The organism is Bradyrhizobium arachidis, assembly GCF_024758505.1.
Lineage (GTDB): Bacteria > Pseudomonadota > Alphaproteobacteria > Rhizobiales > Xanthobacteraceae > Bradyrhizobium > Bradyrhizobium manausense_C.
This window is the reverse complement of record NZ_CP077970.1, coordinates 1,851,441-1,877,391: the sequence shown is the minus strand read 5'-3', so window position 1 is coordinate 1,877,391 and position 25,951 is coordinate 1,851,441. Positions and strand designations below refer to the sequence as shown.

Below are 25,951 nucleotides of genomic sequence, written 5' to 3'. Positions count from 1 at the left end.
CGCGACGATTGTTTTTACGCCTGCGGTCGAGCCTCGGAGCGGTCGCCTGGTCAGCTTGGCTATGCGGACGATATAAATCGACCAGTTCTGGATTTTGCGATCAATCCGAGTGTTTCTCCCTTGGTGAGACAGTTCATTATGGTCGCACGCGCAGCCCATAGCGCTGACCGAGCTCCTTCTTGGCCTTGCACGCAACAACCACGCCATGCACCTACCCTCCGAAAGTCATGTTCAACTCAGGCAGAACGAGGCGAACGCCGGGCGCCTCGGCAAGGCGTGCGGGATCAACACTGCCACCGCACCCTCATCGGACACGACTGGAGAACGAAGAGCAGTGATATCGGGCACGGACCAGTCGCGTCGTGCGAGGCGGAATTCCATCAGTCCTCCAGATCTGAGCAGATCAGTTATTCTACGAGGCCGTTTTTAGTTGGAACGATCGCTATCATGAACGACTGACAATGATCTTATGGATCACAGGATCGTCTTCCAGCTTCACAGTCGTTTTCTTAAGGTCGGTGCTTGTCTCGTGGCTCGTATTAGGAAGTCGAAGGTGACCAGAGGCCTGATCGAGCCGTAGATGCACGGGCAACGTCGGCTCGCGGTCAATCAGGTCGGCGAAGAAGCGGTCGCAATCCTCGCCGTTGAGCGCTGCGCCGATGCCTTCAATAGCATCGCCAATTAGCTGCGCCTCTTCATCATCCAAGAGCCGGATCGCAGTGTCGACATGGACAAGCACCTTGGCGCAGGCAATCGGACGGGAGAGCAAGAACACCCAGACGCGACGGCGCTTTCCACGAAACTCGCAAAGCGCAGAGATACCGTCGGTTTCGATAATCGTCATTGGCAAACCAAGACACATCTGCGATGTCTCCGACAACTCGCTCGCCGTTTATGTCCGCGCTCTCACTTCGTAACGCTGGTGATCGATACCATTGGCGAGCAACCATTCAGATTCCCGTAACGGTGTGATGCGCGGCGTCACCTGCACGCCCCACTCCACCAGAATAAATCTGGCAAGCTCGACCGCAGGGCCGATCTGATTACGCACGTCCGACGTCAGGGGCCCACCCCAGTCATCGAGATCAAGCGGCTGGCAGCCGATCAACACGAGATGTTTCGGGCAATCCCCGAGCAGGTCACACGCACTGATAACTTCCTGAAATCCGGTATGATGAAGGCTCATCTTCCTAACGCCGGTGAAACGCGGCACCTCCTCGTCGCGCACGAGCTTCAACTGACCAGGCTCCAGGCCATAATCGATCGCGTCGAATACGATCAGGCGGTCGGATTCCTGAAGATAGTTCACGAGGTGGAGCCCCTGGGTACCACCGTCCAGGATTGTGACCTCATCGGGTACGGCGTAGCGGTGATGAAATTCTTCCACGGCACGCACCCCAAACCCTTCATCTGCCCAAAGAATGTTGCCGATACCGAGCAAAAGGACGCGCCTTGGCTTTGAACATGTCGGCACCGCTCCTCTTCCCCTGTTATCGCGGCACCGACGTACACCCGAGATCATCGAGAAGATGATGTTCTGGTGCGACATGATGTCTTCGCGGACGGCGGCATAGATATGGACCATCAAGAATATGATGAGCGCCCACATGCCAAGATGATGCCAAGTGTAAACGTCCTGACTGTTCGGCCAAAGGTCGAACACCCAACCGAATAGCGCGTGCTGCCAGCTGTCGATCCCCGCGCCTTCCGAAAAGAGCGCAAAACCTGTGACGATCATGAAGGGGACCAACAGGGTGAAGCCCGTGAATATCGCCGTCTGCGCCAGGGGATTGTGGCCGACATAAATCTTCGGCTCGCGTTCCAGGAAGGCGTACCAGCGAATCTCGTGCAGTACGTCCTTCCAGAACTGCTTGCGATGCACCGGAATGTAGAAAATCTGCCGTGAGTGATGGTTCCCGAAGACGGCCCATAGGATGCGGGCGAGAAAGAACACCACGAGCACCTGCGCCGCCGCGAAGTGAGCAAACCGGATGTAGCCCATTACAAAGTTGCCGGACGCCGCGACCATCGGCGGCGGCGTGCCGATCAGATAGCCGCTCACCATAAGGACCAGGATCGACAACGCATTCACCCAGTGGCAAATCCGCACCGGCGCTTCGTAGACATAGATGGTGGGCCGAGCGGCGGTCTGTTCGCCAGCGGCATCGAGCGCGATTACGGCAGAGGCCAGCTCTGACTCTGCCGCCGGACGTGAACCTGCATCCATCATGACGTTCCTGCCTCTTTACCTGACTTTGACGGCTGCCATTTCCTGACCGTCCGGGCTCATCACGTGGGTCGAGCACGCAAGGCAGGGATCGAAGGAGTGGATCGTACGTAGGATCTCCAGGGGCTGTTCCGGCGCCGCCATCGGCGTATCCATCAGCGCCGCTTCAAAGGCGCCAATGTTGCCCTTGGGATCCCGTGGCGATCCGTTCCAGGTGGTCGGCACCACGCACTGGTAGTTGTCGATCTTAGTCTCCTTGATCTTGATCCAGTGCGCGAGCGCGCCACGCGGCGCCTCGGTGAAGCCATAGCCCCTGGCTTCCTTCGGCCAGCTCTCCGGCTCCCATTTGTCGATATTGGCGGTTGAAGAGTCGCCCGCCTTAATGCGTGCCACCAGCTTGTCCTGGAAATAGCGCATCTGGTTGGCCGCCCATTCGCATTCCAGCGCGCGTGCCGCGGTGCGGCCGAGAGTGGAAAACAATGCGCTGGCCGGCAGGCCGAGCGTCTTAAGCAGCTTTTCGGTCGGCTCCTTGAATTCGGGCTTGTTCTGCGCGCAGCCCACGATGTAACGGGCGAGCGGCCCGACCTCGACGGCATTTCCGCGCCACCGCGGAGCCTTGATCCAGGAATACTTGCCGCCTTCGTCAAGCTCCTTGATGTCGGTCTTGGTGCCCCGCGCATTGGGACCGAGCACATAGTTCGGTTCGGTGATGCCGTCCCAGGGATGCCGGCCCTTTGACTCGTCGTCATATTTGTACCAGGAGTGACTAACAAATTCCTGTATCTGCTCGGGATCGGCATGGTCGAGCGGCAGCACCTCGTTAAGGTTGCCGTTGATGATCACGCCGCGCGGCAGTTTCAGGTTCTTCGCAGAATAGTCGTTGGCGTTCTCCGGAATGTCGCCATAGGCCATCACGCTCTTGCCGGAGAGCCCGCCGCCATAGAGCCAGTCCTTGTAGAAGGAGCCGATCGTGACGATGTCGGGCAGGTAGACTTTTTCGGTGAACTCGATGCAGCGATCGATGACCGACGAGACGAGGTTCAGCCGCTCCATGTTGATGGCGCCGACCGCGCCGGTGCCATCGACATTGATCGCGCAGGGCACCCCGCCGATCAGCCAGTTGGGATGCGGATTCTTGCCTCCATATATGGCGTGGATCTTGACGATGTCCTTCTGGAAATCGAGCGCTTCCAGATAATGGGCGACAGCCATCAGGTTCGCTTCCGGCGGTAGCTTGTAGGCGGCATGCCCCCAATAGCCGTACTTGAACGGACCGAGCTGACCGGACTCGACGAACTTTGTCAGCCGGATCTGGAGGTCCTTGAAATAGCCGGGAGAGGACAACGGCCAGGACGAGATCGATTGCGCCAGCGCCGAGGTCGCCTTTGGATCGGCCTTCAACGCCGACATCAGATCGACCCAGTCGAGCGCGTGCAGGTGATAAAAATGCACGAGATGATCATGCACCTGGAGGCAGAGCTGCATGATGTTCCGGATCGAGTTGGCATTCTCCGGAATGGCGATGCCGAGCGCGTTCTCGACCGCACGGACCGATGTGAGCGCATGCGTTCCGGTGCACACGCCGCAGATCCGCTCGGTGAAGGCCCAAGCGTCGCGCGGATCGCGACCGTTCAGGATGATCTCGATGCCCCGCCACATCGTGCCCGAGGAGACCGCGTTGCGGATCACGTTGTCGGAGTCAATGTTGACCTCGACCCGCATGTGACCTTCAATCCGGGTCACCGGATCGACCACGATGCGCTTGCCGGGCTTGAACCCGTGGGGGTGTTGGAGGTCCACTCTTGCCCTACCTCAAAACACTCAGTGACGCCGGTTCGCATCTTCGCGTTTGCCGGCATAGCGCTTCAGCGCCGTCACCGCTGCATGTGCGACGACCCCAGCGCCGACGGCGCCAGCCGCCGCCATACCGATCTGGTCGGCATTTTTCTCGATGCCAAATTGCTTGATGTTGGTCAGGCGGTCGTAGAACGAGCCCTTGTCCCAGAAGCCATCTTCTGAGCAACCGATGCAGCCGTGGCCCGACTGGATCGGAAAGGAGACGCCACCGTTCCAGCGCACCGACGAACAGGCGTTGTATGTGGTCGGCCCCTTACAGCCCATCTTGTAGAGGCAATATCCTTTGCGCGCCGCCTCATCGTCCCATTCCTCGACGAATTGGCCTGCGTCGAAATGCGCCCGTCGGTAGCATTTGTCGTGGATGCGTTGCGAGTAGAACATCTTCGGCCGGCCCTGCCGGTCGAGTTCAGGGGGCTTGCCAAAGGTGGTGATGAAGGTCACTACGCCCGTCATCACCTCCGCGATCGGCGGGCAACCCGGCACCTTGATGACCGGCTTGTTGGTGATGACCTTGTCGATGGGCGTTGCCTGCGTCGGATTGGGCCTTGCTGCCTGAACGCAGCCCCATGCAGCGCAGGAGCCCCAGGCGATGACCGCCATCGCGTCCTCGGCCATCATCTTCAACTTCTCGACGAAAGGCTTGCCGGCGTGGATGCAGAACATGCCGCTCTCGTTCAGCGGCGGATTGCCCTCGACCGCGAGCACATACTGACCCTTATATTTGGCACGGGTCTCTTCGAGGATCGCTTCCGCTTGATGGCCAGCGGCGGCCATGATGGTATCGTCATAGTCAAGCGAGATCATCGACAGCATGGTATCCTTCATTAAGGGATGGGCGGAGCGGATGAAGCTCTCCGAGCAGCAGGTGCATTCGAGCCCATGCATCCAGATAACCGGTATGCGTGGCTTTGTTTCAAGAGCATTTGCGATGCGGCTGGCGGCCAGCGGCCCAAGCCCGAGGCTCGTCGCGGTCAGGCTGCAGAATTTAAGAAAGTTTCGACGGGTGATACCCTGCCGTCTGATCACGCCATAGAACGTTGCCGTCGCTGCTCCCATGAGGCTCCCCACCGATTGTGCCGATTGATGAGTTATCGATGAAGCGAACAGCAAGAAGCAGGCCAATGGCTCCGTGTGTGCGCGAACTGAAGACGTTCCCGTTCGTTGGGATTATCGTCGACCAAATCACAGGCGCACGACGACGTCGGAATCGCGACAAACGAGCACAGCGAATGGCAATCGGCCGATCCCAACATTGGTTCATGCAGACGATAAGGATATCTTGAAGGATATCTTGGCGCCGGGAAACTACGCGATCAGCCATATGATTGGCGACTTTGCTTCACGTCCCTTGCTGGTCTGCTCCAAATCGGCGGTTTGGCATGCGCCATGGAACGGGACCTACAGAAGGCAGTGACGTTCTAAACGACACTCTGGCGTGTCGATGTGAACGGTATCGGCTTTGTGTGGGTCGAATCTCTGTCAAAATTGTCGGAGATGTGGAGTAATCAACATTAGCGCTGTGCAGACGTGTGTCTTCGCCTATACTCGAACAAGGGCAGCGGGGCGGCCCCGACGCCTGGACCTCGGATGCACCGAGTCCGCCCCAACACCACCATGGGGGGCCTGGTGATGTTGTGTTTGGCAGAGCAAACAGTGTGCCAGACGGAGGCCGCATTTAGGCAAGCAGCTCTTAACGGGATCACGATCGAAAGCGCCCGCATTGCACATCGCCACGCTTAGCCCCAGTGCCCAGAACAAAACCTTCATCAAGACCGCTACGACGAAATCTCCGGCTTGGTTGCCCTACGTCGAGGTGCGGCCGAACTATCGGATCCGGAGTTGGCTTGCTATACAGAAACGCGTGCCACTTGGTCAGGCGATCGCTCGCTTCGCAACAAACGACTAGAGAACGCATCTCATGAGAATCGATTTAGCCCACCAACTATCGTCCTTCGCAAAGCCAGCACGCAAGGGCAGCCGGCGCCCCTGAATATATCCTCTCCCGACCTCGCCCCAGGCTGCAGGACTTCGCGATCGATGTTGTCTCAGGAAACTCTACTCGCGCGCTCTGGACGGTGCGTCTTCTGGCTTAAGGTGTCGTTTCCGAACATTGTAACTAACCAGCCAGATCACGCCGACGGCGATTGGCACGAAAGCCGCGGTTACAGACGTTGGCTCTACGTGCAGTCCAACGTCGTGGGCACCTTTGGCGAGATAGGCGAACAGGCTGACCACATAGTACCCGATGGCCCCGACTGACAAGCCCTCGACCGTGGACTGCAGGCGAAGCTGCTGCCTCGACCGTTCGTTGATCGAGCGCAAAAGGTCGCGATTCTGTTGCTCGATTTCAACATCAACGCGTGTTCGCAACAGATCCGCGGCGCGCGCCAGCTTGTCCGATAAATTTGCCTGGCGCTCCTCCATCGTTGCGCAGGTTCGTATCGCAGGCGCCATACGGCGCGCCAGGAAGGACGACCAAGTTGGATAATCCGCGACGCCCTCGCCTTCAACGATCGACAATCGCGATTGCACCAGCTCGTTGTATGCTCGGCTGGCACCGAAACGGAACAAACTGCCGGCCACGTCTCTTTCGAACGAGACTGCCAGTGCTGTCAGTTCCTGAAGGAGATGGTTGTTGACTTTTAGCCCTTCCGCGCCCTGCATCTCTTCGAGCACCTCGACGAGACGGCGATCGATTCGATCGACCGATGGCGCAAGCTCCAGCGCGGTCGATAGACCAAGCAGCGCTAGGGAGCGGTAGGTCTCGATTTCCAACAGACGTTGGACCAGCGCGCCGAGATCGTGCGGGGTCAGTCCGCGATCGTAGACCAGAATTCTCGTAAAACCTTTATCGTCAGCGCGAAAGTCGGAGGCCACAACGCCTGCCCCGCCCTTGACGTTGACCATCGCCAGACTACTTTTGTCAAAAATCTGCTCGGCGCGCTCGATCGGACAAGCGCCTCCCCGCTCTGCCTCTAACTTGATCGCGGCGAGCAATTCTCCAGCTTGCGATAGTCCACGGATTAATGATTGAGCGGAGTCACGGACGTCGCCAAATTGGCGGGCGGCTGGACCGTTCGCGGTGCTCCAGATCCAAGTGAACGTTGCAAATTCGGAATGCTGCTCCCAGCGTAGCACCACTGGCCCGAACCCGATCTGATGATGTTTCGCGGACGGCTCGGGCGAGGTTACCTTGTGCTCCCGACAGAAATCAATAAACCGGCGGCGATCGCTTGCGGCGTCGTCGCCCTTCGCGAGAAACACGAAACGCACCATCCCGAGCGCCGACACTAGGCCGGTAAATGGGCGTGCATGCACTTCGCCGAGTACAGCGTCCCGCTCGGGATGTAGCTTGAATGATGCCAAATCCAATTGATCGACCATCGAGATCTCCCGAGCCCGCAACGCCCCACATCACCGCGAGCCGCATCGTCGGCGACGCCAAATCGGTAGGCCCGCCAGCAAACGATCACGGTTAGATTGACGGTCGTCAGCTCGCGAAAGAGTCATTGCGCCACCCAGATCGGCGCCAGCCAATTGATCTTGAAGGAGGTCATCGAGGCTTCTGCTGAAGTCATGGGGGCCATCAGCTTTGCGCCGTCCAGCCTCTTGGGCGAACTGCCGCGATTGTTCACCAACAGTGGAGCCGGGTCGGTATCGTCGCTTTGATACATAGAGTTTCAAATAGGCCTCCGTTTCGTAAGCCTCGGCATCCCGCTTTTTTGTGCGGTGCAGGATTTGGGCCAGTGCGATGCACGAACACGCGTGTTGCCTTTCCGGCACAATGTCAGTCTGCCGACAAATTGGTAACTTGTTGACATCGGCACGTTTGCGGTCGGACAGCTAGACGCACGACTTCGAACAAAAGGATCCGCGCGGTTCTCGCAAGCCACGTGCGCTCGAACCGGATCCTTGGTTCAAGCGCCGGTAGGGCTATGTTTCGCCGGATGAGTAATCCGTTTTCGGGTATTAATGCTTTTCAGCGAGGTCGATCAGCTAGCTGCGGAGATCTCGACCTGTATTCTTCTGCTTCGATCTCAGCTTGTTCAATGCGCAGGAGCGAGTAACGCTCCACCTCATTCTAAACAAGCGCCTCAGGCCGCGGCGTTCGTTCGCCCTTGAGAGAATTGGGCCTGACCGGTCGCGCCCCAACGGGCGACCCGTCCCGGGGCAAGGCACCGCGCGGGCCTTTCCAGCTGCAATCGACGTGCTAGTTGAACGCTTTGGAGTTGTTGTATTGAAGCGATCAATCAAAGATCTTTAACACGGCCATGGCCACTTTGATCTCTAGGGCGCGCGCAATATGAGCGCCTTGCACCTGATCCGGCCTTAACATCCCCTTCCCTCAAAAGCTTGCCTTAAACCGCTGCAAACCAGCGACTCCACGAAACGACGGTCGACAAGCGTAGCCTCACCTGCAGATATGCATAACTCCTGTAGCGTCCCAGCAGCTCAATGCGAGAAACATTGGACGTCGCACGCACCGCTGAACTCCTCCCGCTCACGCTCCAAGTGTGGGAACTTGTCGTATGGCGATTCCGCGTCCTGAACCTTCGAGATCGACGGATCTCGCTAATCAAGAAGGACGAGGTCAGGGAGGTTTTGCTACATAAAGCGCCGCTTGCACGTGAGCACCGAGTTGACGAACGATTAGTCTGTAAACTCCAGCTTGAATTTGCCGAAACCGGTGGGCTTGGCCGTGAACTTGACCGTCTTGTCTGCGAGACACTCCAAGGTACCGGATGCGAATTTAAACGACGTCTTTCCGTACGCTTCAATTCCAACGGCGTTGTCGCCCTCTACGACGATGTCGCCGATGCCTTCCAAAAACTGCTCAGCTGCAAAACCATCGGGTGAGCGGTGAAGACTAAACGAAGCCAAATAGGTTCCCTCCTCGTTATCGAGCTCCACAACAGATATTGCTGTAACTACGGCATTTTTGAATGCCCCATCGACGCCGTTGCACGTATATTGGAAGCTGACGACGTCGTGTTCATTGCGATCACCCACTGGATATCGAGATGTGGCGACAATGGCGCAGTCGTAGCGTCCGATTGGGCCAGCGAGCGAGACTCCGGCCATCCCAATCAAAGCGGATACGGAACATAGTATAGTAGCGAGGAAGGATCGCGTCATTTTGGTTTAGGTCTTCTCGAAAGGGCTTTCGCCTCCAGTACAACTTGACGCAACGTCCGATTCAAGCCCTCTTTTGGAAGGAATTATCCTCCTCACATTCGCGAGGTGACGACCGCCGGCTCACGTCAGGCGCTTATCACTGCCACGTCGACGATTCGGCGCAGAATGGCTCGGACGCCAGATTCTTCGAGAGCGGTCCTTGGATGGAATGCTTGCAGCTGCTTCAGCCGCGGTTCGGCATACTGCTTGCTTCTTAAGGCACAAAATCGCCGCGCCACGTAGAGGTGGGCATGGCGCGTCTCCACGCGCGCATCAAGCCACGCCTCCACCCCAAGTTCTCCGATCAAGCAGCAAGGAGACAACGTGAAACCCTGTATTCGGGCGGCCGCAGCCGCGGTTGCACTGGCTCACAGTCTCGGTCGTCTTGTCACCAGGGTGTACGAACACGAGACCAGCGCCTACAACAGGATCAGCGTCTGCGTTCGGAACGGCAGAGTTAGCGGGTATGACTACATCAGCCATTGCTACGTTAGTGGCGAGTTAGCAAACGTCTATCACCATGGAGAGTATTCGCATTTCACGCTCATGCCGAACGGCTCGGGGGCGTACAACGGCTTTGATCACGACACGTCTTCCTATTTCTCAGTAAAAGTCGAGCGTCGTGACGCCCACATGTTCGACTACAACGAAGATTCATACTTCGCTTACAGCCTTTGACCTCTGGAGCCCGCCCTGATTTCACACTAGACCCGGGCCACAAGCCGCATGATGGCACGCTCAGTATTCTATCAGGTCGAAAGATAGCTGGCCGCGGCGGCTCGCAAAGGCGAACAGTCCTTGCGAGCGCCACAACGTCTGTCAGTCCTAAACCCGCTACCCTTTTCGACCGCATATTGCGAAGGCCGTCCGGCTTGTAGCTTCGCGGCGGTTGTACGGGACACACGGTGTGAAGTCGGCTGTCGCGGATCCAGACGACGATCGATTGCTGTAACGCCGAGATCCCCCGCAGCCGGCTGGGTGAGGCACTGACGACAAAGCGTAAGCAACAGTGGGCCGCGCAGAGGCTAACGCTTAAAGGTTTTTCTCTACTATCCCATTTGACCTCTGGATGGCCCGGGCACATCCCGACCTCCCATGGTGTCGGTATGTCGACGGTGGGCTGATGCACTGTGGACGATGCAGAACTCACAACATCAGGCGCGGGTCTCCTGCAATGACCGGTCTGGGGACGAACCCTCGTCCAATGGCAATTCGGCATAGCCGGCACGTTTGCCTGGTGGAAGTGGTATGGGTCGAAAGAGCCGCGGACCGTTCTGCGAGAGGCCGGAGGGAGAACTCAAGCAGCCTACTCGCTCATGGTACCAACCGCGTTGATTCAAACCCCTGCAGTTACTCGGGGGCCCGCGGCGTGAGACGAACCGCGCCCTCAACAAGCTCGGCTATATAGGGCCGTTGGCTGATGTTGACAATTGTGGGGCGGTTTGCGCTCGGCATGAGATTCGCTTCGCGCAATGCGTCCATCAGCCCGAACGTGGCCCATTGCACGTAGTTCCTTGGGTTGATCGGGAAGATGTCGCCGAAATCTGGCACCGGTTGACCCGCTGATGGCGTGACAGACGACGGCCCGGCTTCATTTACCTGCTCATTTCGAGCGCGGGGATGGTGTGTAAGACGAATGTCGGTTAGCCCTCCTGGCCCCAACTCACCCGTGTAGCGCTCACCGCGGATGTTGTAATGCATCCTCGGCTGGTCCGAATCCGGCGCGAGGCCCATGTGGAACAACGCGTCTGCTAGCTGTCGGGGCGCGCGTTGGGTGCCGTGGGAAAAGTACCGCGGAGCGGCATGTGAGACATCAAGGACCTCTGGATGGCCGGTTGCGGGGTTTCCCCCAGCACTGGAAGACGATTCCCCCAATGCCTGTCGAAACAGCTCGGCATCCTCCTGAGTAAGGACGTAGGACCCTGGGGTCATTGGTGGGGATCCGGCACCGTTGATTCGATTGAAGTCCATAGCACTCTCCTTTCCTCTGAAAACCTAAGACGGCTCGATCGTCTAAAGGCCAACTGCCTGATGCTCGCAGGCCTAGCTTTCAAGAAGCTGACGAGTCTCAGAAGGGTGGCAATGACCTGGGCGTGCTTGCCTCTATCGCGCTACCTCGGTGCATTCATGGCCGAGCGATCGGATCAGGCGATAAAGGCCATAGCCAGTCGGACCTGTTTCGCGACAGAAATGCACACCATCAAACCGGCTGGCGATCCGCTCAACGAGCCGGCGCATGCCGGTCGCCGACGCGTCAACCTCACCGAAGAAGCGAGCCTCTCCTTCCCGGCGTCTTTCCGCGATCGCGCTTTTCAGCTTCGCCACGTCGATTCCGACAAATACTTCCCTATAATCTGCCACGACTCGTCCGCCTGTGATGAGGATCGGGTCGGTACGCCCGAGTAACCTCGGACGCGCAGTATAGGGCGAGCCACCTCACCGGAAGAGACGGACATACGGCTTTACGAACACTGCTGCAGACAACTAAGACGAACAACGTAGATCCGTTCGCCTGGCTCACCCTAACGCTTCGGGGTATCGCCAACGGACTGGCCAAGCAGCGAAATCGACGCGATTATACCATGGAAATCACGCCGCCCGACGGCCTCAGCTTGCCGCTTACCAGCGCTTGGCTCGCGACAACTGCAATCATCGGGGCAGCGAACACCGGCACCGAGGGGTCGGGCGGCTTTAGTCACACGATGGCGCCCTTCGCCGTGACTGAAACAGACCTCTCCCGGTCAGCCCCATGCGGAATTTTGAAAACTAGTGGAAAGCTACCGGCTATTAAGGCATCGAAAGCACAACGCTCTTCGCACAAACGTCGCTCGAGATCCTGATGCTCGAGTCCAGTTGGCCGCGTCTTGAGTATACGGCGATAACGATGGATGCGGTCACGATGACTGCGCATGGCCGCAAAATCCTCGTTTGTCATCGTCTTCACGCTTTTGTCCTCGCGTGCTGCATTTGGTGAAAATACGCTAGTGAGAAAACCCAAGCTTCGTCTTGCCGGTTTCCGCCGCTGGTTCTTATCGTGCGTACGGCGAAAAACGGCCCAGCAGCAGGCTTCACGTCATGCACTGTCGAACCATCGTCGCGCGCTCTCAAACCATCGTGGAGCGCGCTCGAGGTATAGCAAGCCGGCAAACTCAAGCTTCACTGCCTCCGTCCCCAGGCATGGAAGATCCGCGGCAGCCCGACAGTCGTGTTAGGCCGATCGAGGAACGCTTCGAGCTCGGCCGTAATGCCGCCGATCTCCTGGATGCTGGTGAGCCCTAACTGAAGCAGCGCGTCGCGAATTGCGGTGAAAGTCAGCAATGGAACCCGCTTGACGTCACCATCGCGCCCGTAAGGCTGAACCATTGAGGAGTGAACGTCGGAGAAGCCTGCGGCTTCGAGGAGCGCGACGAGCCTACGGCCAATCAAGGGATCTCCGCCGCGCCTGCGCACGGCTTCAATGAAGAGTTCGCCTTTGCGACGAAACGCAGCCGACGGCGGATCGCAGAACTCGCCGTCACAATCGATATCCTGCACCACGATCATACCCCCAGGTCGGAGCGCCTCGTATGCTTGTTTGAGCGCCTCGCGAGGATCGACGAGATGAGTAAGCACGAACCGAACGCTCACCACTGATACCCCGCGCACCGGCCAATGATGCGTAACGTCTGCGCGGCAGAATTCCACATTTGGGATGCCACGCCGCTTAGCCTCGGCCCGTGCCAGAACGATTTTGTCTTCGTCGAGATCCAGACCGAAGACTTGGCCGGCTCTGCCAACCCTCTTTGCCAATTCGAACGTTATATCGCCACCGCCGCAGCCTGCATCGATGGCCGCGCATCCTTCGAGCGGTTCGGATCGATCGAGCAGCAAGCGTGTTGGTTCCGCCAGCACGCGGGCGATCACTGCAAGACGTGCCCGGCCCTCTTCTCCACCCCTTAGAACGTAGGAGGCGAGATGTTCTGTCCTCATCACGATCCTCTGCGATGTTATTTAGTTCTGCGCTGATCTTGTGCAGAGGTCTGCTGTTCGCCCGAAAGCCCGATCATGCTCTCATAGCCCTCGGACAGTTCATGGAAGACGCCTCGACGCTCGGGAAATCGCGGCTTGATAGCTGCAGAATCGCGACTCTCCGGGAAACTCTCCATTTTGCTTCATCCGAATTTAAATAGCACGCCGTAGCCGCCTCGTGGATAGCTCCATTCGATGTCGCCGCTCTCCTCGCAAATTACTCGGCAAGTGCCGCATTCGATGCAGCCGTCGACGGTAGCCTCAACCTGGCCCTGTTCGTTGAGCTCATAGCATCGCGCTGGGCAAACCTTCAGCATTGACAAAAGCTGCGGCGATGGTTTGGGATGCGGCCGCACCTTGATGTGGGGGCGGCCGGTATCGACGAGATAGCGGTTGTTGAATAGCTTGTCTTCGACACGCATGGATAGCTCGATCGACATAATTAGGTCTCCCTCGTTGACATGTCCTGCTCTTTCGTTCACCGCCACGCGCGCACGAGGCGAAAGGCATCGCCAAACAGACCTCGGCGCGAGCGAGCTTTGGTGAACGACCTGAGTGTGAGCTTCTCTTTTTCGATTTTAGGCGTGCCGTCGACGCGCAGAAAGTTCTGCATAGCCTTTGAGACGAGCTGCGGATAGGTCAGGAAGAAGTTTTGTGACCGAGTGTGCATCAGCGCCGGCATGTCTTTGTACTTCCTTAGATCCTTTATCACGAAAGATTCATCGAGCATCTTCTTGTATAGCGCCAGGTTCTGCGGGGTCATCGGTTGATTCCGCGACTTGATCTGAAGGATCGCTTCTGCCGCAATCCGGCCCGACGTCATCGCGAGGTTTGATCCTTCGCGATGAATTGTGTTGTTAAGCTGCGCGGCGTCGCCGATCACGACCCAGCCCTTGCCATAGAGTTCAGGTATCGCTTTGAAGCCCCCTTCTGGGATCAGATGGGCAGAATATTCCTTCACCTCGGAGCCTTCTATGAGCGGGGCGACCGAAGGATGCCGTTTGAAACGATCGAGCAGGCCATAAGGCGTCTCGCCCGTTCGCTGGAAGTCGGCGACCAGGCAGCCGATACCCAGCGAGATGCATTCCTTGTTGGCGTAGATAAACCCCATGCCGGTCATGCCGCGAGAAATCGTGCCTACGGCCTCGATCACTACGCCTTCGTCACCCTTTAGATTGAAACGCGCCTCAATGATCTCGCGCGGCAGGAAGTGCATTTCCTTGACTGCGAGCGCAACCTTCTCGGGCTGCGGCCGCTCCCGCAGGCCAGCCCGCGTACCAAGCATGCCGTTGACGCCCTCCGCCAACACGACGATGTCGGCGTGGATCTCCCCATCGCGGCGATCGGTTCTTACACCGATGACCTTGCCATGGGAGTCTCGTGCCAGGTCGGTGACAGTTGTTTCGCATAATACTGTGGCGCCGGCTTCGCGAACCTTTTGTGAAAACCATTTGTCGAATTGAGCGCGGATGATGGTGTAGCGGTTCGGCTTCTCCTCGTTGAAATCCTCGGAGCGGTAATGCAAGCCGGTGTGCGCGCGATCGTCCATCATCCAGAAGCGCTGCTCGACCAAATGTCGCTCAAGCGGAGCGTCCTCACGGAAATCGGGAACCAGCTTCTCGAGCATGTCGGCATAGAGGATCGCGCCCTGCACGTTCTTTGATCCCGAATACTCGCCGCGTTCGAGCTGCAGCACCTTCATGCCACCCTCGGCCATGGTGAGCGCGGCCGCATTGCCGGCCATGCCCGCGCCAACGACGATGGCATCGAATTTTTCCTCGATCATGATCGTACTCCTTTAACCTGCTATGCGATCGCTGGAATGTGGCGACAGCCGCTCGCGGAACGCGGCGGTGAGCGGCGGCAAGAAATGAATGGCATCGGTGACGATGCCTATATGAGCGAAGTCGAAAATCGGCGCGTTCTTATCGGTGTTGATAGCAACGATAAGATCGGCGCCCTCAACTCCAACTCGGTGCTGGATCGCCCCCGAAATGCCGGCGGCGATATAAAGTTTCGGTCGGATCGTCTTGCCGGTCTGGCCGATCTGGCGATCGGAGGAGACCCAGCCCTTCTGTACCAGCGGCCGCGAACTGCCGTATTCGGCACCAAGCGCGGTCGCCAGCTGGTGCACCAGCTGGAAATTCTCCGGTGATCCGAGCCCAAGGCCGCCCGCGACGACGGCATCGGCATAAGCGAGGTTGGATTTTGCTGAGTTGCGGTCAGGCAGGAAAGAGAGAACTTTTGTGACGATGTCGTGTTCGACGAGTCCGAGTAACTGGGTGATAATCCGACCGACTGGGCGCGCGACGCGCTTTGGCATCGGCATCACACGTGGGCGGACGGTTGCCATTTGCGGACGAAAGTTCAGCGTATAGATCGTGCAGAGTAACGAGCCTCCGAAGGTCGGGCGCGTCGCAGCGAGCGAACCGTCGGCATCGACATCGAGCTCTGTGCAATCGGCAGTCAGTCCCGTAAGCAACGTAGTTGCGACCGAGCCCGCGAGATCGCGGCCGAGCGTAGTTGCCCCCAAGAGCAGGATTTCCGGCTTGTAGAGGTTGACAAGATCGGTCAGAGCCTTCGTGTAGGACTCGTTGCGATAGTCGGCCAAGAGATTGTCGGCAACCATGTACACGAGGTCGGCGCCATAGCAGAACGATTGCGCAGCCGCTTGTTGTGTCGCCTCACCTTCTGGGCCGATGATGACCGCGGCAAGATCAACCTTGAGCTTGTCGGCAAGCTTACGGCCGGCACCCATGAGTTCCCAGGACACGGGGTGCACAACCCCGCGTTCCTGCTCGACGAAAACCCAAACGTGCTTGTAGGCCTTAAAGCGCTCGGGCAACTCCTTCTTGGTCGCGGCACGGCCAGAGGCGGCGGCCGGAGCGCGGCTTTTGGGGGTACTGCTCATGATATTGGTTTTCCTTGCTATACTAGCCGTGCGCCAACGTCGCGAGGCCGGCTTTTCGAGTTCGTCTGGCGCTCGCGGGTCACCCCCTCTAAGGGCGGGGCCGAGTTGCTCGCCGAACTTCGATTAGATCAGTCTTGCTGCGTGACCCCGGCCCCAATTGGCGTTCGGTACAGAGGGCGAGCCGCGGAGGTCGCATTGTACGAGTGCAAACAGGGCTTGGAGGTCGGACCTTCCCGTTTGAGGCATGATGGTCTTGCTCACAGCTGCACTCTCATCTGCGCGGAAACCGGGACTTGCTTAATGCAGACGACGATGTGCATGCGCTTCTCCAAGGCTTTGCTGCCAATACAGACAGCAAGTGTCGTACCAACTGGGCGCGCATTCGAATTTCGGTGCTAATACAGAGGCTTACAAAATCAGCGGCATGCCCCTTGGCCGACAGAGGCCCGACCCGACAAGAGAATGCGGCGACCACGCGTCGCAAACCGAACAGCGGCACCAGATCCACGCTTATGATCGTCACAGGCGAACTTAGCCACGACAAGGAGGGTTAGCGCGACGTTGCAATTCGGAATGTTCGCATCTCGACAGCCCTTCGAGCAAATCGGGGCGCCCACGCTCAGCAGCGGCCTCGTTGTTGCGGGAAGGCCGGGAAGTGCAGCGAACGAAAGCGAGGTGAGGACAAGCGCTGTCACTTCAACCTGTCGAGTTGCACGAAGGGTGGCGCTTTCTTCGGCCGTGGCGCGACGGCTTCCTTCAGAACCTTGAAAACGCGTTGATCGATTGGAGAGGAGGTCACGAAGTCGGCGTATGCCCGCTCCAGCACGGCTTTACACCGTTTAGCGACCTCCGCATCGGTTGCAGCAGTCAAGTCTTCGGCCGCGAGATACTGCCCCATGCGTCGCAAGATGTGGAGACGCGCCACATTGACGATTTTAGGATCGTACTTGACGCCGAGCAGCTCAAAAAACTCCTCGGCCGCACCAGCCTTGCTCAATTGAAAAAGGATTCCGTTTACCATCGTTTCCATCCGTATTTCTACCATTGCGCTATGCCGAGTACGGCCCGCTTGCTCGTCATCGGGGTGCAACACGCTGGCGTGCTGGCCTAACTACCCGTTCGAGAACAGAGAGGGCGGCTATTTTGGACATGGCGGCCTTACGTCGCCTTGGGCAGGGAGCGCTCGCGGACCTCGCGCCAGATCGTCATCACAGTCTCACGCCCCACCCCACCCTTGTGCTCAACGGCATGCTTGCGGACGCGCGCAAGAATCGCCCTGCTTTCCTCGGCGCTGACGGAAAGCTGCAATTCGGACAGCAGCGCGGTGATCGCGGCGATCCCCGAATGTTTGCCGATCACAAAGCGATTGGAGCGACCGAGCAGTTCTGGATCGAGCGCCTGATAGCTGCGCTGATCCTTCAGGAGACCATCGATATGGATACCGGATTCGTGCGTAAAGACATGCTCGCCCACAATCGCCTTGTTGAGTGGGATGGTGCGGACGGCGGCGGCCGCGACGAGGGCAGCGACATTCTCGAGTTCCGACAGCACGATGCCCGTATCGCATCCATACAGCTGTTTGAGCGCGACAGCGACCTCTTCAAGCGGCGCGTTGCCAGCGCGCTCGCCGAGGCCGATCACAGTGACTGAGGCGTGCGTTGCACCGGCCTTGATTGCGGCGAGCGTGTTTGCGGTTGCAAGGCCCAGGTCGTCGTGGCCGTGGAATTCAATCTCGAGATCGGTGGTGGCACGCAGCGCCGCCACCAGCGCAAAGGCCGAATCGGGATCGAGCACGCTGAGTGTATCTGCGACACGAAAGCGCCGGGCACCGGCGTTCTTTGCCGCGGCGACCAGCTCGACCAGGAAGTTGACGTCGGCGCGCGAAGAGTCTTCGCCTCCGACTGCGACATCGAGCCCCTTGTCGCGAGCGTAGCCCACAATCCGCTTCAGCTGCTCGAGCGCGGCGATCCGACCGGTGCCGAGCTTGGCGGCTATTTGCAGGTCGGAGGATGGGACCGAAACATTAACCATTGAAACGCCAGATTCGATTGCCGCATCGACATCAGAACGTTTCATCCGGCACCAGGCGATGATTGTCGCTTCCAAGCTAGCTTCGACAATTGCGCGGATCGCGCTGGCTTCTTCATGGCCCATCGCCGGCGTGCCGGCCTCGATCTCGGTAATCCCGACGCTTGCTAGCACACGTGCAATCGATACCTTTTCCGCTGTTGCGAAGGCCACGCCGGGAGCCTGCTCGCCGTCGCGTAACGTGGTATCATTCAGGACTATCTGTCTTGTCTGCAACTTGCTAGACACGGTCACTCCAAAGGCCATGGGCGGATTCCGCCTTCCCCGCTGAATCGTGAGCAACGGCTGTGCCAGAGCGATCGGTGAGGCAGACTTCTGAGATTAAATTAATAATAGGCAGTAACTGGGTTGGTCATAAATACAACAATGTAGGAGATCTGACGCATCAGATGTCGGCTGCCCTACGGCGAATGTGGACGATGACGTCGAGCCGAGAAATCTCGTGGCCCGGTAGGGCCTTCGGCATCTGCGCAAACAGGAGCTTTTCGGGGATATTGATCAAAATGTCTTCGTCGACGAGATAGAAATGCGGATGTATGCTTGTATCGGTATCAAAGAATAGTTTTGAGCGGTTGGGCATGATTCGGTGCAACAAGCCAGCTTTTGTGAACTGGTTTAGCGTGTTGTAGATCGTCGCACTTGAGAGTTCGATGTTGGCTTCGATCGCCTCGTTGAAGAGCATTTCGGCGGTAACATGGCGATCGCCCCTTGCGAAGAGTAACTGAGCCAGCCGTACGCGCCGGCGCGTCGGCCTCATGCCCGCCTCACGCAGTCGCCGCATGCACCCTGTCGCGGAACTTCCGGTGCAAAGCCGTTGCGCGAGTTCAGGCTGCGCAGCTTCCGACGCTCCTGCGAGGCGGTCAGCGGAGATCCCGTACATAATCGATTCACTCGCGCCTGCCTGGTGGCTCCGACATGACCTCCACTCCGCGCAGATAGTCGCGGTGGCGCCCCGCCATCCTGCTTTCGCCGGTCTCTTCGCCGAAACAGTGATCGAAGTCGTTGCATTGTGTACACACAGGCGTCGTGCACATGGCCATACCTTCGTCCTCACACAATCTGCGATAGAAGAAGCGCTTCCAGCGCATATTCTTGGTATTTTGCGCTGCCAGGGGCGCAAAATGGCGCGCCAATAGGCGCGACAACTCAGGCCGCGCGCGCAATCCGAGATCTTCCCACAAATGGTTCGGCTCCATCGCTCGCCGCGCGATCATGGCCGCCAACCAGCGGCTGACCTCGCCCTCCGTCGATCGCTGTTCAAGCAGAAGGTCACGCACCATGACCTCCTCGTCGCTGGTCGAAACGACGTTTTCGATCGAGACGAGAGTGTGTACGGGCGCTAATGAGAAACACTGCGCCAGCAGTTCATTGAGGTCCTCCGTAGTCAGGCCCGCGCGCTCGGGAAGCGGCCCCCCATCCATCACAGCGGCACAAAGAACTGAGGCGAGCACATGCCGATCAAAGTCTCCATTATCGCTTACGTCGGCATCTGCCGGATCGCAGCCAGTTAGAAGACGGTAGAGTTCAATTCCGGCCTGCCGTCTGTCAGCGGGGAGGCCGCCCGACGGAATTGACATCGCATCGATTGGCTCCTCCTCCGCTACAATCACGGACAACTCCATCGTTAGGCCTTCAATTGTGATGGCCGCCTTTTCGGGAGGCCGACGCGCTGGGTCACGCCGAAGGGGCGGCGAGTTCGGAAGCGGTCTTTCCGACCTGGCTTTCGTCGATTGGCTTCATGATGCCGTGCTCCATCAGCATATCCTCAAGTTCGTCCATGCTGATCGGCGTCGGGATGATGCCCTTGCCGCCATTGTTGTGAACTTTGGACGCGAGATTGCGATAGTGTTCCGCCTGCTTGGAGTCCGGCGCATATTCCAGCACGGTCATGCGGCGTAGCTCGGCATGCTGGACAATGTTGTCACGGGGGACGAAGTAGATCAGCTGGGTGCCGAGCTTCTTGGCGAGCGCTTCCGCCAGTTCCAGCTCCTTGTCGGTCTGCCGCTCATTACAGATCAAGCCGCCGAGCCTTACGCCGCCGGAATTGGCATACTTCAGAATGCCCTTGGAGATGTTGTTGGCGGCGTACATCGCCATCATCTCGCCGGACATGACGATGTAGATCTCTTGCGCCTTGTTCTCGCGTATTGGCATCGCAAAGCCGCCGCAGACGACGTCGCCGAGCACGTCGTAGGACACGTAATCGATGTCCTCGTAGGCGCCGTTCTCTTCCAAGAAGTTAATCGACGTAATGACGCCCCGGCCAGCGCACCCGACGCCTGGCTCCGGACCACCGGATTCGACGCAGCGGATATCTTTATACCCGACCTTCAAGACGTCCTCGATCTCGAGATCCTCGACGCTGCCGGCGCTCGCCGCGAGACTCAAGATCGTATCCTGTGCCTTGGCATGCAGAATCAGGCGGGTCGAGTCGGCCTTCGGATCGCAGCCAACGATCAGGATCTTGTGGCCCATCTCGGCAAGCGCTGCGAGCGTGTTCTGTGATGTGGTCGATTTGCCGATACCACCCTTGCCGTAAAACGCGATTTGTCTCAGTGACGACATGTTGCTCTCCATCCATCGATTTCCAACGATTTTGCGCTGGGCTTGTGTGAGATTGCTTCTCTCTCGGAAAGGTGGGCACACGAGCTTTGGGAAGGAGAAGATGCTCGCCAAAAGCACCAGGCGCGCTCCAGCCTCACTCCTGCAGCATCCGTGTAGCAACTGGCGTGCCATTCGCGGCGCTTGCGCTAAGCGCTTGGTCGTCCTCGAAGAACCATGGAAGTTCACGACCAACAGGCGCTGCCGACCGATAATGGTCCTGTCAGAAGCAGGACAGAGCCGGCTCCCGAAAGCAAGATTCTGCTGCGAAGCAGCCGCACAATGCGGAACAGAAATTGCTACCTCCTCACCAAGTGGCGATTTGAGGAGAATGCGACATGCAGATCGGCGTCGAGGCGGCAGTACCCCTGGCGCGCGCTGGGGACGAGATCCGCCGTGCAGCATTGCTGTTCACACTCCAAGGCATGTCGAGACCGACGAACAGGCACGCCCGAACGGACCTACGCCAAACCACCAACTGCCTCACGCGATACTGCTCCGGCGGCTCCGCGGACTGGTCCGATCGGTCAAGCCGAGCAATCGAGCGGTCTGCGCATTTTGATCGCCTAGACAACCTCGACGACTGGAGGCGTGAGGGCTGGCCGCGGAGCGGTGACGCCGCCAACCCTCGATCGCCCCCGCAAAAAGGATCGACAACGACGCCAGTGATCCAGCTCACTGTAAAGAAAGAGGATATTGGACATGGCTACTGTTCTGCTTTGGCAGAAGCCCGGCTGCAGCACGAACGCGCGCCAGATTCGCGCCCTGGAGGCGGCGGGACATCGCGTCGTTGCAAAGAACCTGCTGACCGAGCTCTGGACAGCGCCAAATCTGCTTACTTTCTTTGGTGACACGCCGGTTCGATCCTGGTTCAACCCCGCCGCGCGGCAGGTGAAATCGGGCGCGATTGACCCGACGGCGATCAATGCAATCGACGCGATCGCCTTGTTGCTCGAAAGTCCTCTGCTGATCCGGCGTCCACTGATCGAAGCCGTAAATATGAAATGTGCCGGATTTGACCGGGAACCCGTACTGTCGCTGCTGGGCGCAAGTCCGAGGCGCGAGCTTCAGAACTGCACGCACACCTACGCACTGCCTTGTACCACTGTCGGGCCTTTTCTGCGACGCGGATAGACGCGAGGCATCCTTTCAGCGAGACGTTCCCGCTCAAGTGCGAGGAGAAGGATCCCCCCTCCGCGCCAACGCCGATGCATCGCTGCGACGTCTATCTTCATACCACAAGCGGCGGAGCCGCTAACTCCGCGTGAGCACGATGACGAGGCGGTCGACACGGCGGCCATTCTTCAAATGGGAGTCAACAATCTCGTCAATGTCTTCCGAGCTACGCGGACGATACCAGACACCGTCAGGATAGACGACCATCAGGGGACCGGAGCTGCAGAAGCCGAGACAGCCGGCTGCTGTGAATCCGACATCTGTGAGACCTCTCGCCTCGATCGCTTTGCCGAGCCGTTCCCACAAAGGTCCACCGCCTGCCGTCCCACAGCTGCCGTGCGGATGGTCGGGCGGGCGCTGAGTGTGACAGGAAAACACGTGATGCCGGTAGAGCTGCGGAAGTTCAAACTCGTTCATATTGTTGTCCATGCGTCTGTTACCCCAACTTGCTATCGTCACAAATATAGAGCTGTAGGATGATCAGCCGGTTCGAACGGGTTGGATGTCACCTCCAGCACTGGAGCGCTTAATACATTGTCCGGTTAGGACACTCATTGAGTCTTTCCTTGCAAGCGGCTCATTTTGGAACGGTTGTTTCGAGCACGAGCGCCTGGAACGTGTCGGTTATCTTGCCCTTTAGCGCCTCATAGATCATCCGATGCTGCTCGATACGACTCTTGCCGGCAAAGGCCTGCGACACGATTCGTGTCCCACAGTAGCGCCCGGTGCCTCCGAGCTCGGTCACGACCACATCCGCGTCGGGAAACGCCTCGCGGATCAAGGCCTCAATTGTCGGTCCAGCCATCACCATGGTCGCTCACTCCTGCTCTGGCACAGCTTCATGCAAGCTCCAAACCAACTGTAGCGACGGCCATCCGACGAGAGGGTCCGCGACGCAGATGCTAATCGACGATCCAGCCGGCGGACTGCCGCAGAGACAACAAGAATTCGTATCGATTGGCGACACTGCCGCATTACAGCGGTGAGCGTCGGTCTGCCATGAATTCGATTCGGGAGAACCTGTGACCGCTCAGTACGAGTTCATCCTTGAGCAGCGTTCTCAAATCTTTGAGCATTGGTGACTCGAGACCGGTAGTCTGGATGGATCGTGATCACTATGATCTCCTCGCCATCGTCGAACACATCAAGCAACCGGTTGTTCTCGACCATCAATCGCTGGCCGCACAAAGAAAGACCTCGCCCTCGAGGACATTAGCATGATCGACAGAACTTTTGCCTTTGCAGAGCCTCTCCAGGCAGAGCCCAGCGTCGATCTCGAAGATCTACTTATCGCGGTCACACTTGAGGAAACGCTTGGTCCGACATGAAGAAGTTGCCGCTGGGTCAAGCTTCGGCATATTGGCCTACGAAACATGCTTGTCTTCATGAATTCTGAGATGGTCTTGGGTTCGCGAATGTCGGCCACCACGGTCAACTTAATCGTCCTTTGTGCTCCATCTATCGGCCATTCAGTAGATCGCCGCCCCTGCGCCCACATTGATCGAGGCGTCTTTCATAGTCTCAACGATGAACTCGATTTGGCTGTCGGTGAGATGCGTATGAAACGGCAGTGCGACGGCGCGATCGGAGATCTTTTCGATCACCGGCAGATCGCCACGGCGGTAGCCGAGATCGAAATAGTGCCGCTGCAGGTGCAGGGGACGGCTGTAGGCGGCAGCCTCGATTTGCTGGACGCGGAGGTCCTCGACGACCGCGTCGCGGCTGGAGCGCATGAAACGCGTCCCGAGATGGACAACATAGAGGAACCAGTTGACTTCAGTCGCGTCAGACTCGACATAGGGAGGTTTGATACCTTCGAACGACTGCATATGCGTCGCGTAAAGCTGCCCGATCAGCCGGCGCCGCTCCAAGATCTCGTCGATACGCCTTAGCTGCGCAAGTCCCAGCGCAGCGGAAAGATCGCTCATCCCGGCCTGATATGGCGCAACCGAACCGACGGCAATGGAAGAACGGTCGTCCAGCCGATGCGAGCGGTGGCGACGTAGCGCCACTGCTCGCTCGATATCATCGGTAACCACTATCGCGCCTTCGCCGCAGGTCAGAAGCGAGGGCTGGGCCAAGTCAAACACGGCGACATCGCCGAAGGTGCCGACCAGTTGGCCCTTGTAACGCGAGGCGATGGCCTCAGTGGAATCTTCCAGCAGCAGCAGATTGTGCCTACTGGCGATATCCCGCAGCTCCGACCAAGCTGCGGGATGCCCATTAATGTTGGCGGCGAAAATGGCGCGGCTCTTTGGCGTGATGCGCTCCTCGACTTTCTGCGGCGCGAGTGTCCCGGACCAATAGTCAATGTCCGCAAACACCGGCAGTGCACCCGCGAGGCTAATTGCGTGCGCAGTTTCGCGATATGAATAGGACGAGGCGATCACTTCGTCGCCCGCAGCAATGCCGCAAGCCTTCAGGCAAAGCAGAAGGCCGATGGTGCCGCTCGGTACTGCAACGGCATAGTTCCGCCCGAGATAGGCAGCAAATGCCGCCTCGAATTGTTCGGTGACCGCGCCATTTGAGAGCCGTTGCGAGCGCAACACGCGATCGACTGCCGCGATTTCGACCTGGGTAATGTCGGGATCCGACAATGGAATCAATGAGCTATGTCCCGTTTGACCCGGCTCTTCGTCGGCCTCTGCAACGCAGCCATAGGTTAGATTTGGTCCGGTCACAACTCGGCCGCCCGCTTGGCCAACACAATGCCGGTCGCCCGCGTTGGATCGTCCGTGATCCGCGCACAATGATCAGCGCTATCGAGCAAATGCAGGTCGAATTGCCTGATGCTGCAAAAGGGTATTTCGGTGAGATCGGAGGCGTCGCAGCGAATCCAGGATAGATGCGGGTATCTTTGTCGCAAAGCCGCATAAGCTTGAGATACATCATCGAATGACCCGAGCTCCTGCTCGATATCCGCGATTTCGTCTGCTCCCAAAGCCATCCAACGGCTCCTTATTGCCAGAACACGCGTTCCGGATCGGCGTTCAAGAGATCGGTAACCGCTGCCAAGCGCCGGTGCGTCGAGTGCAGCTTCCAGACGCATTGCTTGTGATCCTTTCGGAAGACCTGCCAGCAGGCGCTTGCGCTGTTGTGATGCAGCAGGGCCACGTCAATAATCCCGCCGTCGATATCGATGTTGCGCGAGCAGCATGGACTTTCGATCAAGTAGCCGCCGGCAACAGCGGTGATGCTCGCTGAGACATAACGGTAGCGTTCTCTCGATCTTAGCGCGCGCTCGATTCGCATGCGATCGATGTCGTTAGGGTGCGCGGGTCGTCCCGGATTTCTGCCTAAGCCGGCGATCATGCGTCCACTTCCTAAACCGGGCCAATTTCTCTTTCGAGGCAGCCGACGACCAATTTTTCACCGAACTCGACCAGATAGATCGGCAGGTTCGCTTCTGTATGCCGGCCGACCTGGACGATCTCGCCGATGTCACCGAGGTTAACTAGGAGGCCTTCCGCTGGAGCATCGGGGAAGGACCCGTCATTGATCAGGTCGAACATCGCCTTCACGCGCTGGCCCCGCTGAAATTTTGGCCGCTTGGCTTCGATCATCGTGCTTTAGCTCCCGGCAAGAGCAGGTCTTCGACCGTGTCGCGAGGCACGATCGGATCGAGTTCCTTGCCCTTCATGCCGACCCTGTTGCCGCTTTCGATGAATTGGACGCCGTAGATGTAAAACCGCTGCAGGAAAGTGCCGATCGACACGACGTAGCCGACCTCGCCCTTCTTGGCCAGGATGTCGCCGATGTCTTTGCCGGCATAGGTGCCGTCATTGCGGATGGTGCGATTGGCCCGCACCTTCTCCCCGAAGTCGAAGACGGGTCCTGCCATCAGCTCGACGACATCATCATCAGGAACATTAGTGCGCATGCCGGGCTCCTCGTTCTGGCTCGATGGC

The 25,951-nt window shown here is 58.4% G+C and carries 27 protein-coding genes and 2 pseudogenes; 3 read left to right on the top strand and 26 right to left on the bottom strand.

The window, feature by feature from the left end; genetic code table 11:
- Positions 1 to 574: 574 nt before the first annotated feature.
- The 8 genes and pseudogenes from KUF59_RS08370 to KUF59_RS08335 all read right to left on the bottom strand — a co-directional run.
- Positions 575 to 862: pseudogene (locus tag KUF59_RS08370) on the bottom strand (HypC/HybG/HupF family hydrogenase formation chaperone); the annotation flags it as partial.
- Positions 863 to 892: 30 nt separating this feature from the next.
- On the bottom strand, positions 893 to 1,474 hold the full coding sequence (locus KUF59_RS08365) for a HyaD/HybD family hydrogenase maturation endopeptidase (protein ID WP_258769996.1): 582 nt from the start codon (positions 1,472 to 1,474) through the stop codon (positions 893 to 895).
- A gap of 18 nt (positions 1,475 to 1,492) precedes the next feature.
- Positions 1,493 to 2,230 (bottom strand): annotated as a pseudogene (gene cybH, locus KUF59_RS08360) (Ni/Fe-hydrogenase, b-type cytochrome subunit); the annotation flags it as partial.
- A gap of 15 nt (positions 2,231 to 2,245) precedes the next feature.
- Positions 2,246 to 4,027: a nickel-dependent hydrogenase large subunit gene (locus KUF59_RS08355; RefSeq protein WP_258769238.1), complete on the bottom strand. Its 1,782-nt coding sequence runs from the start codon at positions 4,025 to 4,027 to the stop codon at positions 2,246 to 2,248.
- A gap of 21 nt (positions 4,028 to 4,048) precedes the next feature.
- Positions 4,049 to 5,140, bottom strand: coding sequence for a hydrogenase small subunit (locus tag KUF59_RS08350; protein ID WP_258769237.1), 1,092 nt, complete (start codon positions 5,138 to 5,140; stop codon positions 4,049 to 4,051).
- A 999-nt stretch (positions 5,141 to 6,139) separates the two neighbouring features.
- Positions 6,140 to 7,468: a DUF3422 family protein gene (locus KUF59_RS08345; RefSeq protein WP_258769236.1), complete on the bottom strand. Its 1,329-nt coding sequence runs from the start codon at positions 7,466 to 7,468 to the stop codon at positions 6,140 to 6,142.
- A 122-nt stretch (positions 7,469 to 7,590) separates the two neighbouring features.
- Positions 7,591 to 7,758: a hypothetical protein gene (locus KUF59_RS08340; RefSeq protein WP_258769235.1), complete on the bottom strand. Its 168-nt coding sequence runs from the start codon at positions 7,756 to 7,758 to the stop codon at positions 7,591 to 7,593.
- Positions 7,759 to 8,734: 976 nt separating this feature from the next.
- Positions 8,735 to 9,094, bottom strand: coding sequence for a hypothetical protein (locus tag KUF59_RS08335; RefSeq protein WP_258769234.1), 360 nt, complete (start codon positions 9,092 to 9,094; stop codon positions 8,735 to 8,737).
- Between the two features lie 489 nt (positions 9,095 to 9,583).
- Between KUF59_RS08335 and KUF59_RS08330 the strand changes: the two genes are divergently transcribed.
- Complete coding sequence (locus tag KUF59_RS08330) at positions 9,584 to 9,937, top strand: hypothetical protein (RefSeq protein ID WP_258769233.1); 354 nt, start codon at positions 9,584 to 9,586, stop codon at positions 9,935 to 9,937.
- Between the two features lie 672 nt (positions 9,938 to 10,609).
- Here the strand turns inward: KUF59_RS08330 and KUF59_RS08325 are convergent.
- Positions 10,610 to 11,230 carry a hypothetical protein gene (locus KUF59_RS08325; protein ID WP_258769232.1) on the bottom strand — a complete coding sequence of 207 codons (621 nt, stop codon included), beginning with the start codon at positions 11,228 to 11,230 and terminating at the stop codon, positions 10,610 to 10,612.
- 111 nt (positions 11,231 to 11,341) lie between these two features.
- Here KUF59_RS08325 and KUF59_RS44335 point away from each other — a divergent pair, with 111 nt between their 5' ends.
- Positions 11,342 to 11,665, top strand: coding sequence for a hypothetical protein (locus KUF59_RS44335; RefSeq protein WP_408918085.1), 324 nt, complete (start codon positions 11,342 to 11,344; stop codon positions 11,663 to 11,665).
- Between the two features lie 289 nt (positions 11,666 to 11,954).
- Here the strand turns inward: KUF59_RS44335 and KUF59_RS08315 are convergent, their stop codons facing one another.
- The 10 genes from KUF59_RS08315 to nifH form a co-directional block, all read right to left on the bottom strand.
- On the bottom strand, positions 11,955 to 12,203 hold the full coding sequence (locus tag KUF59_RS08315; protein ID WP_408918084.1) for a hypothetical protein: 249 nt from the start codon (positions 12,201 to 12,203) through the stop codon (positions 11,955 to 11,957).
- Between the two features lie 212 nt (positions 12,204 to 12,415).
- A complete protein-coding gene (locus tag KUF59_RS08310; protein WP_258769231.1) occupies positions 12,416 to 13,228 on the bottom strand; it encodes a class I SAM-dependent methyltransferase in 813 nt (270 codons plus the stop codon).
- A 182-nt stretch (positions 13,229 to 13,410) separates the two neighbouring features.
- A complete protein-coding gene (locus KUF59_RS08305) occupies positions 13,411 to 13,707 on the bottom strand; it encodes a ferredoxin family protein (RefSeq protein ID WP_258769230.1) in 297 nt (98 codons plus the stop codon).
- Between the two features lie 38 nt (positions 13,708 to 13,745).
- Positions 13,746 to 15,053 (bottom strand): FAD-dependent oxidoreductase, encoded by a 1,308-nt coding sequence (locus KUF59_RS08300; RefSeq protein ID WP_258769229.1) that lies wholly within the window; start codon positions 15,051 to 15,053, stop codon positions 13,746 to 13,748.
- Positions 15,054 to 15,065: 12 nt separating this feature from the next.
- A complete protein-coding gene (locus KUF59_RS08295; protein WP_258769228.1) occupies positions 15,066 to 16,178 on the bottom strand; it encodes an electron transfer flavoprotein subunit alpha/FixB family protein in 1,113 nt (370 codons plus the stop codon).
- 691 nt (positions 16,179 to 16,869) lie between these two features.
- Positions 16,870 to 17,208, bottom strand: coding sequence for a nitrogenase stabilizing/protective protein NifW (gene nifW, locus KUF59_RS08290; RefSeq protein WP_258769227.1), 339 nt, complete (start codon positions 17,206 to 17,208; stop codon positions 16,870 to 16,872).
- A 128-nt stretch (positions 17,209 to 17,336) separates the two neighbouring features.
- Positions 17,337 to 18,512, bottom strand: coding sequence for a homocitrate synthase (nifV, locus tag KUF59_RS08285; protein ID WP_258769226.1), 1,176 nt, complete (start codon positions 18,510 to 18,512; stop codon positions 17,337 to 17,339).
- Positions 18,513 to 18,651: 139 nt separating this feature from the next.
- Complete coding sequence (locus tag KUF59_RS08280; RefSeq protein ID WP_258769225.1) at positions 18,652 to 19,023, bottom strand: Fur family transcriptional regulator; 372 nt, start codon at positions 19,021 to 19,023, stop codon at positions 18,652 to 18,654.
- 130 nt (positions 19,024 to 19,153) lie between these two features.
- Positions 19,154 to 19,888, bottom strand: a complete 735-nt coding sequence (locus KUF59_RS08275; RefSeq protein ID WP_408918083.1) for a nitrogen fixation protein NifQ — start codon at positions 19,886 to 19,888, stop codon at positions 19,154 to 19,156.
- A 52-nt stretch (positions 19,889 to 19,940) separates the two neighbouring features.
- The gene (gene nifH / locus KUF59_RS08270) at positions 19,941 to 20,831 is read right to left on the bottom strand and encodes a nitrogenase iron protein (protein ID WP_258769224.1); all 891 of its coding nucleotides are present in this window, start codon (positions 20,829 to 20,831) and stop codon (positions 19,941 to 19,943) included.
- A 738-nt stretch (positions 20,832 to 21,569) separates the two neighbouring features.
- On the opposite strand from nifH, the gene KUF59_RS08265 reads away from it, so the two are divergent.
- Positions 21,570 to 22,001, top strand: a complete 432-nt coding sequence (locus KUF59_RS08265) for a thioredoxin domain-containing protein (RefSeq protein ID WP_258769223.1) — start codon at positions 21,570 to 21,572, stop codon at positions 21,999 to 22,001.
- A 120-nt stretch (positions 22,002 to 22,121) separates the two neighbouring features.
- Here the strand turns inward: KUF59_RS08265 and KUF59_RS08260 are convergent, their stop codons facing one another.
- The 7 genes from KUF59_RS08260 to KUF59_RS08230 all read right to left on the bottom strand — a co-directional run bounded on the left by KUF59_RS08260 (position 22,122) and on the right by KUF59_RS08230 (position 25,923).
- Positions 22,122 to 22,472 carry a (2Fe-2S) ferredoxin domain-containing protein gene (locus KUF59_RS08260; protein WP_258769222.1) on the bottom strand — a complete coding sequence of 117 codons (351 nt, stop codon included), beginning with the start codon at positions 22,470 to 22,472 and terminating at the stop codon, positions 22,122 to 22,124.
- A 148-nt stretch (positions 22,473 to 22,620) separates the two neighbouring features.
- Positions 22,621 to 22,854: a BolA/IbaG family iron-sulfur metabolism protein gene (locus KUF59_RS08255; protein ID WP_258769221.1), complete on the bottom strand. Its 234-nt coding sequence runs from the start codon at positions 22,852 to 22,854 to the stop codon at positions 22,621 to 22,623.
- 658 nt (positions 22,855 to 23,512) lie between these two features.
- Entirely contained in the window at positions 23,513 to 24,649 is a 1,137-nt protein-coding gene (locus KUF59_RS08250; protein WP_258769220.1) for a DegT/DnrJ/EryC1/StrS family aminotransferase, read from the bottom strand.
- 71 nt (positions 24,650 to 24,720) lie between these two features.
- Positions 24,721 to 24,990: a hypothetical protein gene (locus tag KUF59_RS08245; protein ID WP_258769219.1), complete on the bottom strand. Its 270-nt coding sequence runs from the start codon at positions 24,988 to 24,990 to the stop codon at positions 24,721 to 24,723.
- An 11-nt stretch (positions 24,991 to 25,001) separates the two neighbouring features.
- Complete coding sequence (locus KUF59_RS08240) at positions 25,002 to 25,355, bottom strand: DUF3024 domain-containing protein (RefSeq protein ID WP_258769218.1); 354 nt, start codon at positions 25,353 to 25,355, stop codon at positions 25,002 to 25,004.
- Positions 25,356 to 25,366: 11 nt separating this feature from the next.
- Positions 25,367 to 25,606 (bottom strand): nitrogen fixation protein NifZ, encoded by a 240-nt coding sequence (locus KUF59_RS08235; RefSeq protein ID WP_258769217.1) that lies wholly within the window; start codon positions 25,604 to 25,606, stop codon positions 25,367 to 25,369.
- Positions 25,603 to 25,923 carry a nitrogen fixation protein NifZ gene (locus KUF59_RS08230; RefSeq protein ID WP_258769216.1) on the bottom strand — a complete coding sequence of 107 codons (321 nt, stop codon included), beginning with the start codon at positions 25,921 to 25,923 and terminating at the stop codon, positions 25,603 to 25,605. The genes KUF59_RS08235 and KUF59_RS08230 overlap by 4 nt, the downstream gene beginning before the upstream one ends.
- Between the last annotated feature and the right edge of the window lie 28 nt (positions 25,924 to 25,951).